The organism is Mariprofundus erugo (assembly GCF_005818865.1).
In the GTDB taxonomy this organism is placed as follows: domain Bacteria; phylum Pseudomonadota; class Zetaproteobacteria; order Mariprofundales; family Mariprofundaceae; genus Mariprofundus; species Mariprofundus erugo.
On record NZ_VBRY01000010.1, the window covers coordinates 123,326 to 129,325 of the forward strand.

Below are 6,000 nucleotides of genomic sequence, written 5' to 3' on the forward strand. Positions count from 1 at the left end.
GCAGGCATAAGCCTGCCCTTTAGCGTGGATATGCATCACTCTTCCGGCAGCACTGACACCTTATTTCACTATACGTTTGATGCCATGGGAACGGAGTGTTCCCTCTCACTCTATGCAGATGATGAGGCGATAGCCGCTGCCTCTGCCGATGCAGCCATGGCTGAGGTCAGTCGTATCGAGTATCGCTACTCCCGATATCGCGAAGAGAGTGTGCTCTCATCCATTAATCGCGCTGCGCGCTCTGCCACACCGGTCACTGTCGATGCAGAGACGGCGGCACTGCTCGACTATGCCTTTAGGGCATTCGATACGAGTGGTGGCCTGTTCGATATCAGCAGCGGATGCTTACAGCATGCGTGGTCATTTGATTCGGGCAAACTGCCGGCACAACAGGAGATTGATCGTCTGCTGCCCGCCATTGGCATGCATCAGATGCAATGGGTATCACCAAAGCTGAGCTTCAGCCGGTCGGGTATTGAGCTTGATCTGGGTGGTATAGGCAAGGAGTACGCGGTGGATCGTGCTGCCGATGTGCTGCAGCAACAGGGTATTCGCAGTGCCATGATCGATCTGGGCGGAGATCTCCGCATACTCGGCCCGCATGCTGATGCTGAACCATGGCATATCGGCATTCGGCATCCGCGTCATCCGTCTGCAGCGATGGCTGTACTACCACTTGCTTGCGGCGCCCTGGCAACCAGCGGTGATTATGAGCGCTATATGGAAGTCGAGGGTGTGCGCTACTGTCATATACTGAATCCACATACAGGCTGGCCGGTGCAGGGGCTGAGTTCGGTCACGGTATTGGCCGGGCAGTGCATGCTGGCGGGAACGTTATCAACGATTGCCATGCTGATGGGGCATGCCGGCAAACAATGGCTTGCCGATATCGGTGTTGCCCACTTCTGGGTGGATCGCGATGGCGCTTATGGCGGTACGCTTTCGGATCAGCTGGAGATGATTTAATTTAGGGGAGCTGCCTGCGCCGGATTTACATGCCTTTTCAGGCATTGAAGCAGGTGTGGGCAGCTCCCGTTTGATCAGGCCGTTTTGTTAATGATGGTGCCGATATTGTTCAGGGCATCCATGCTGCTTTTGATGGTTTGTGTTGAGTTTTGCATATTGGCGGCAGATTCAGCCATTGAAGGTTGCTGACGCAATTGCGTCATCATGGTTGTCATACCGCTGACAAACTCCTGCTTTGATACGGTGCCGCTGTTTTTCTGGTCCAGCTGTCCCCATACGTGTTCAAGTCCCGCCTGTTGAAACGGGCGAGGGGGATTCATCTGCTGAAATGCCTGCGCCAGTTGTTGTTTGTTGATAGAGCCCTGACCGTTTGTGTCAATGCGGTCAAACAGGGCGGTCATTTTCTGTGCCGGTGGCATGCGCATGCTTGCCCCCGTCATGGCCTGAGGCATGTTGATGCCGCCCATTCCTCCCATAGAGATGCTCATGATTGCTCCTTGTTAGTAACGACTATTTGGTTGTGGGGATATCTATTCCCCTTAATTGAGATTGAGGCGCAACTAGCAAGGATGTTGCCATCCATGGTGGCATTGCTGTCGGCGTGGGCTACAACGTACTCTGGCTGGTGGATATGGCTAATTTTTCCAATGTTTACATATGGTTGTGGCCGTTCGTCTTGTGCTGATCGGGTGGGCTCACTGCTCTCATTGGAGCATGACATGTATGGATGGCCCCTCCTGCTGTTAACGGGGCGGCAGAAAATACGACTAATTCCTGCATCTTGTCCTTTCAAAAACTGGCAGTTTTCTTGCTCCTGTTTTTACCGTAGGAGATTCCTTCCATGATACATAGTGATTATCCGTGATTGTCAGGCGCTATTTTCTAGCCATTGCAAGCGCATGGAGTCTGCTTTTTGTCGGCCTGATTTGCTTTGCCGTGATGGGGGCAACTGAGCGGGAGAACAGCATACTGCTGGCTCAGGCCCGTCCATTTTTCAATCAGATTATTATTACCCGCGCATGGAATGCCGGCCATGGTGGCGTATATGTACCGATTACAGCCGCCAATCCACCCAATCCCTATCTGCATGTGCCTGATCGTGACCTTGAAACCACGAGTGGCATGAAGCTGACGCTGATTAATCCTGCTTATATGACGCGTCAGATCGCCGAGATTTCCCGGCAGAAAAACAGTGTTAATTTTCATTTGACCAGTGATCATCCGATTCGTCCCGAGAACAGGGCCTCGGCCTGGGAGCATGATGCCCTTGCCGGCTTTAGTGCTGCGGGGGATGAATATTATGATCGCTGGCAGGACAACGAAGGGCGCCCGTTTTTTCGATATATGGCACCGGTATGGATGAGTAAAGCCTGTATTCAGTGTCATACCGGCAAGCATGAGGGGGATATGGGCGGGGGCTTAAGTGTCATCCTGCCGGCGGAATCGGTGATTGCCAGTGAGCAGGCCTCAATATGGTTTAACAGCAAGTCCTATGCGGTGGTATGGCTGCTCGGGCTGGCCGGGCTTGTATTCGCGTACAGGGAAATTCGTCAACGTGCCAGTGAACAGGAGCGACTGATTGAGCGGCTGGAGAATACGCTGCAGGGGCTGGTGCCGATTTGTGCATCGTGCAAAAATATTCGCAATGATGATGGCGAATGGGAACAGCTGGAGATTTATCTGACCACTCATTCAGATGCTGAATTCAGTCATGGTATATGTCCCGAGTGTCACGATAAACTGTATGGTGGCTTTGTTCGCTCAAACAGGGATAAAAAACAGTAACGATCTTCTCCGGTTTTTTTTTGTGCCGAATGGCAGCTCAATCAGAAATCTTGTTGAGAGATATGGTGCACCAAAACACCAGGCCGGGAATGGCTTCATATGAATATGTAAGCGTTGTCCACTTATGAGCGGGGGGGGGGCAGGGCAGGTTTTTTATAACGATTTGGTTAAGGAAGCGCTGATTCATTCGGCGCTTCCGAGCGAGCCATGGACGGACGCCACAATCCGGCTATCCTGCCTCTTTGTCGCGCTTTTGCCTTTGCGGATTGATTTTTGCCAGGAAGGCAATACATCAGCATCTCCATAAGAACGGACTATCAACGTTCACCCAGAAGAAGGTGATCAATGTCGCCAATTGCAGCTAACATGTAATCTCTGAATAGCTGCACCCGTACCGTATGTTGGAGATCCGGATGGTAAAGCAGCCACAGGCCAAGGTTCATTTCCGGGTCCGGCGGGGCATATCGTTTTAACTCCGGATCACGGTCGCCATCGGCACATGGCAGATAAGCAAGGCCGGGCATGGTTTTAAGCGCGGCCATTGTGAGTAGTACGTCATCGGTATAGAAGCCATGACGTTTTACACCGCTGGCTTTTTTGGTCCAGTTTCTGTGAAAGCCGCAGCAGCTTACCCCAAGCCATTCAGGCTTCGCTCCCCTGGCTTCAAGATCACCCAGATATTCCCTGTTGCCGTATGCTGCTGTTGCCATGGTACCAAGCTGGCAACCTATGAGGTTTTTCGGTGGCGTATTGGTTTGTCGAATGGCTATATCCGCTTCGCGTTCAACGAGGCTGACATTACGGTTGCTACAGACAATATGCATTTCTACATCCGGGTGCAGCTCCTTAAAGCGGGAAAAAATTGGCATCAGTACGCCGCTGGCCATAGCCGTGGTCGTAGCAATGTGCAGCTCACCACTCAGCTTTGTATCACCGCCAAGCAATCGTGCATCCACGTCAAAAATTTCATGTTCGATGTTGCTTGCTGCAAGACGCAGGGTTTCCCCTGCAGGGGTCAGTTCATAGCCGCTTTTTTTTCGCTCAAGCAGGCGTACCCCCAGTTTCTTCTCCAGGCCCGACATACGGCGGGATACTGTCGAATGCTGTACCTTCAGTGAGCGGGCCGCCGCGCTAATCGACCCGGTACGGGCTACGGCAAGAAACAGACGAAGATCATCCCAGTTCATCATACACCTCGCATGCACTGTGCATTTTTGCACATCTAATTTCCAATTTTATGGAATTGATAGAAAATTGCACGGATCTAGATTGTCGGCTGCAACAAAAAATAGATTTCTGCAGCGAGTGAGTGTTTGAACGAATCAAGGCGCAGAGGTCTCAAAAGCCATGGGGGCATCTTTTGAGTCGAGTGAGTTCATGATGGCAAGGAGATTTAAGCAGGGGGGACATGCTCGCCGCTTTGCTCAGGCACTCTTTATGGCCATCCTTGTGTTGATTCCAATCTCCGGCTTACTACGAATCGATCTTGCCAGTGCCAGTATCACGATATTTGATTTTCAGATCTGGTTCTCGGATATATTCATCATATCAGGCCTGATGATTCTGATCATCGGCCTGCTTACGACCATCAATTCGCTCTATGGCTCCCTATTTTGTGGCTGGCTATGTCCGCAAAACAGTATTTCCGAGTTTGCCAATACACTTACCCGAAAATTATTAGGACGCAGGGCAGATATGCTGGATCTCACCGGCAAAAAAATGCAGGTGGCAACGCAAAAGCGTTCGCTGCTCAATTATCTGTTGCTTGCGACCGGCCTGATATTGCCGACCCTATTCATTGCGCTGATTCCTTTACTCTATTTCTATCCCCTTGAAATCATTACAGCCAGCCTGGGGTTTGGAGATGCTTCTCTGGCCAGTGCCAGCTTCTATTCACTCTATGCCATCAGCTTCTCGCTGCTGTTACTCGATATCACTGCGATCCGTCATTCTATCTGTAAACATTTCTGCGCTTACCGGGTGTGGCAAAATGCCTTCAAAAATAGCAGTACGTTGCGAATCCGCTTTGATAGCACCCGTTCAGATCACTGCAATGGCTGCAACTATTGTGCGGACTCCTGTATCGTCGATATTGATCCCCGCAGCACCGGGGGCTTTGATGGCTGCATCGGTTGCGGAGAGTGCATTACGGCTTGCGGAAATCTGCATGCCAGGAGTAAAAAACTTTCCGGTCCGGCACTGCTTTCATACGCCAGCAATAATGACAGCTATGGCGCCAGACTACGACTGGCTCTAAAGCCGTTGATAACGACGGGAGTAGGGCTGCTGCTGCTCACGGGTGGTTTTATGAACTACCAAAGCAGTGAGTTCTCGGTGAGCCGCGAAGTTGCAGACCATGGCAACAGCTACCGCATAAGTATTGCGCACAAGCTATATCGACCGGCAGTGATCAGGTTGGACGTGCAGGGGCTAACGCCAGACAGCTTTCAACTCGATCAAAGTGAAGTCCATTTCAACAGCGTCGGTCGTAACGAGCTGATGCTGCACCTCTCCCCGCATCTGAAGGCCGGGCTACACCGTTTTAAAGTGATTGCCACATCCAGTGATGGCTGGTCCGGCTCATTTTCCCTGACACATCTGGTATCCGGAGGTTGATATGAATGACGTGCACGATAATACCACAACACTGGGAGACACCCGCATATCATGGGGTGAGAAGTCGCCCGATCATCATGGCTACGCATCAGAGCAGGAGCGGCTGGAAAAACGTGGCCTGGAAGATTGGGAGATGGTTGAAAATATTCATGAGGCGCGGCTACGCATTCCAAAATGGTTTATTGCGATCATTGTGGCGATTGTAATCACTGCATTTGGACTGTCACTGCCATTCTGGGGCGATCGTCCAGGTATGGAGCGCCCCTGGCTCACCATGGGACACCTGTATGCGCTGGGCTATATGCTGGTGTTCGGTGGAATCATTTACTTCATGACCACACTTTATGGTTCAGGCAGTAGTGGACGTCCTGATCGTGATGTGATCGATGACGATATCGATATGCCAAAGCGGAAGTATGCCCGATGAGCAAACCATTAACGTCCACAAAGAACCGCGGTCAACAGAAGGCGAATGATCAACGTGCTCTCACGACACTGGCGCTCTGGCTAGGAGTCTGCGCGGCAGAGGACAAATGCCGGCCTATATTTATCGGCGAGTCGAATTTTCAAATTGGTCGCAGCCATCTTTAATTGCCAGGGTGCATCAGAGGACCGCATAGTCATGCGATAAGC

The 6,000-nt window shown here is 51.4% G+C and carries 6 protein-coding genes; 4 read left to right on the forward strand and 2 right to left on the reverse strand.

The window, feature by feature from the left end:
- The first annotated feature begins 84 nt into the window (after positions 1–84).
- The gene (locus tag FEF65_RS10950) at positions 85–966 is read left to right on the forward strand and encodes an FAD:protein FMN transferase (protein ID WP_202978270.1); all 882 of its coding nucleotides are present in this window, start codon (positions 85–87) and stop codon (positions 964–966) included.
- Positions 967–1,040: 74 nt separating this feature from the next.
- On the opposite strand, the gene FEF65_RS10955 is transcribed toward FEF65_RS10950, so the two are convergent.
- Positions 1,041–1,454: an EF-hand domain-containing protein gene (locus FEF65_RS10955; protein ID WP_138239849.1), complete on the reverse strand. Its 414-nt coding sequence runs from the start codon at positions 1,452–1,454 to the stop codon at positions 1,041–1,043.
- Between the two features lie 373 nt (positions 1,455–1,827).
- On the opposite strand from FEF65_RS10955, the gene FEF65_RS10960 reads away from it, so the two are divergent.
- A complete protein-coding gene (locus tag FEF65_RS10960) occupies positions 1,828–2,751 on the forward strand; it encodes a Tll0287-like domain-containing protein (RefSeq protein WP_138239850.1) in 924 nt (307 codons plus the stop codon).
- 317 nt (positions 2,752–3,068) lie between these two features.
- Here the strand turns inward: FEF65_RS10960 and FEF65_RS10965 are convergent, their stop codons facing one another.
- Positions 3,069–3,941 (reverse strand): LysR family transcriptional regulator, encoded by an 873-nt coding sequence (locus FEF65_RS10965; RefSeq protein ID WP_238701358.1) that lies wholly within the window; start codon positions 3,939–3,941, stop codon positions 3,069–3,071.
- A 190-nt stretch (positions 3,942–4,131) separates the two neighbouring features.
- Here FEF65_RS10965 and FEF65_RS10970 point away from each other — a divergent pair, with 190 nt between their 5' ends.
- Together FEF65_RS10970 and FEF65_RS10975 are read left to right on the forward strand one after the other, a co-directional pair.
- The gene (locus FEF65_RS10970) at positions 4,132–5,367 is read left to right on the forward strand and encodes a 4Fe-4S binding protein (RefSeq protein ID WP_161595233.1); all 1,236 of its coding nucleotides are present in this window, start codon (positions 4,132–4,134) and stop codon (positions 5,365–5,367) included.
- Position 5,368: 1 nt separating this feature from the next.
- Positions 5,369–5,794, forward strand: coding sequence for a hypothetical protein (locus tag FEF65_RS10975; protein ID WP_138239852.1), 426 nt, complete (start codon positions 5,369–5,371; stop codon positions 5,792–5,794).
- Positions 5,795–6,000 lie beyond the last annotated feature (206 nt).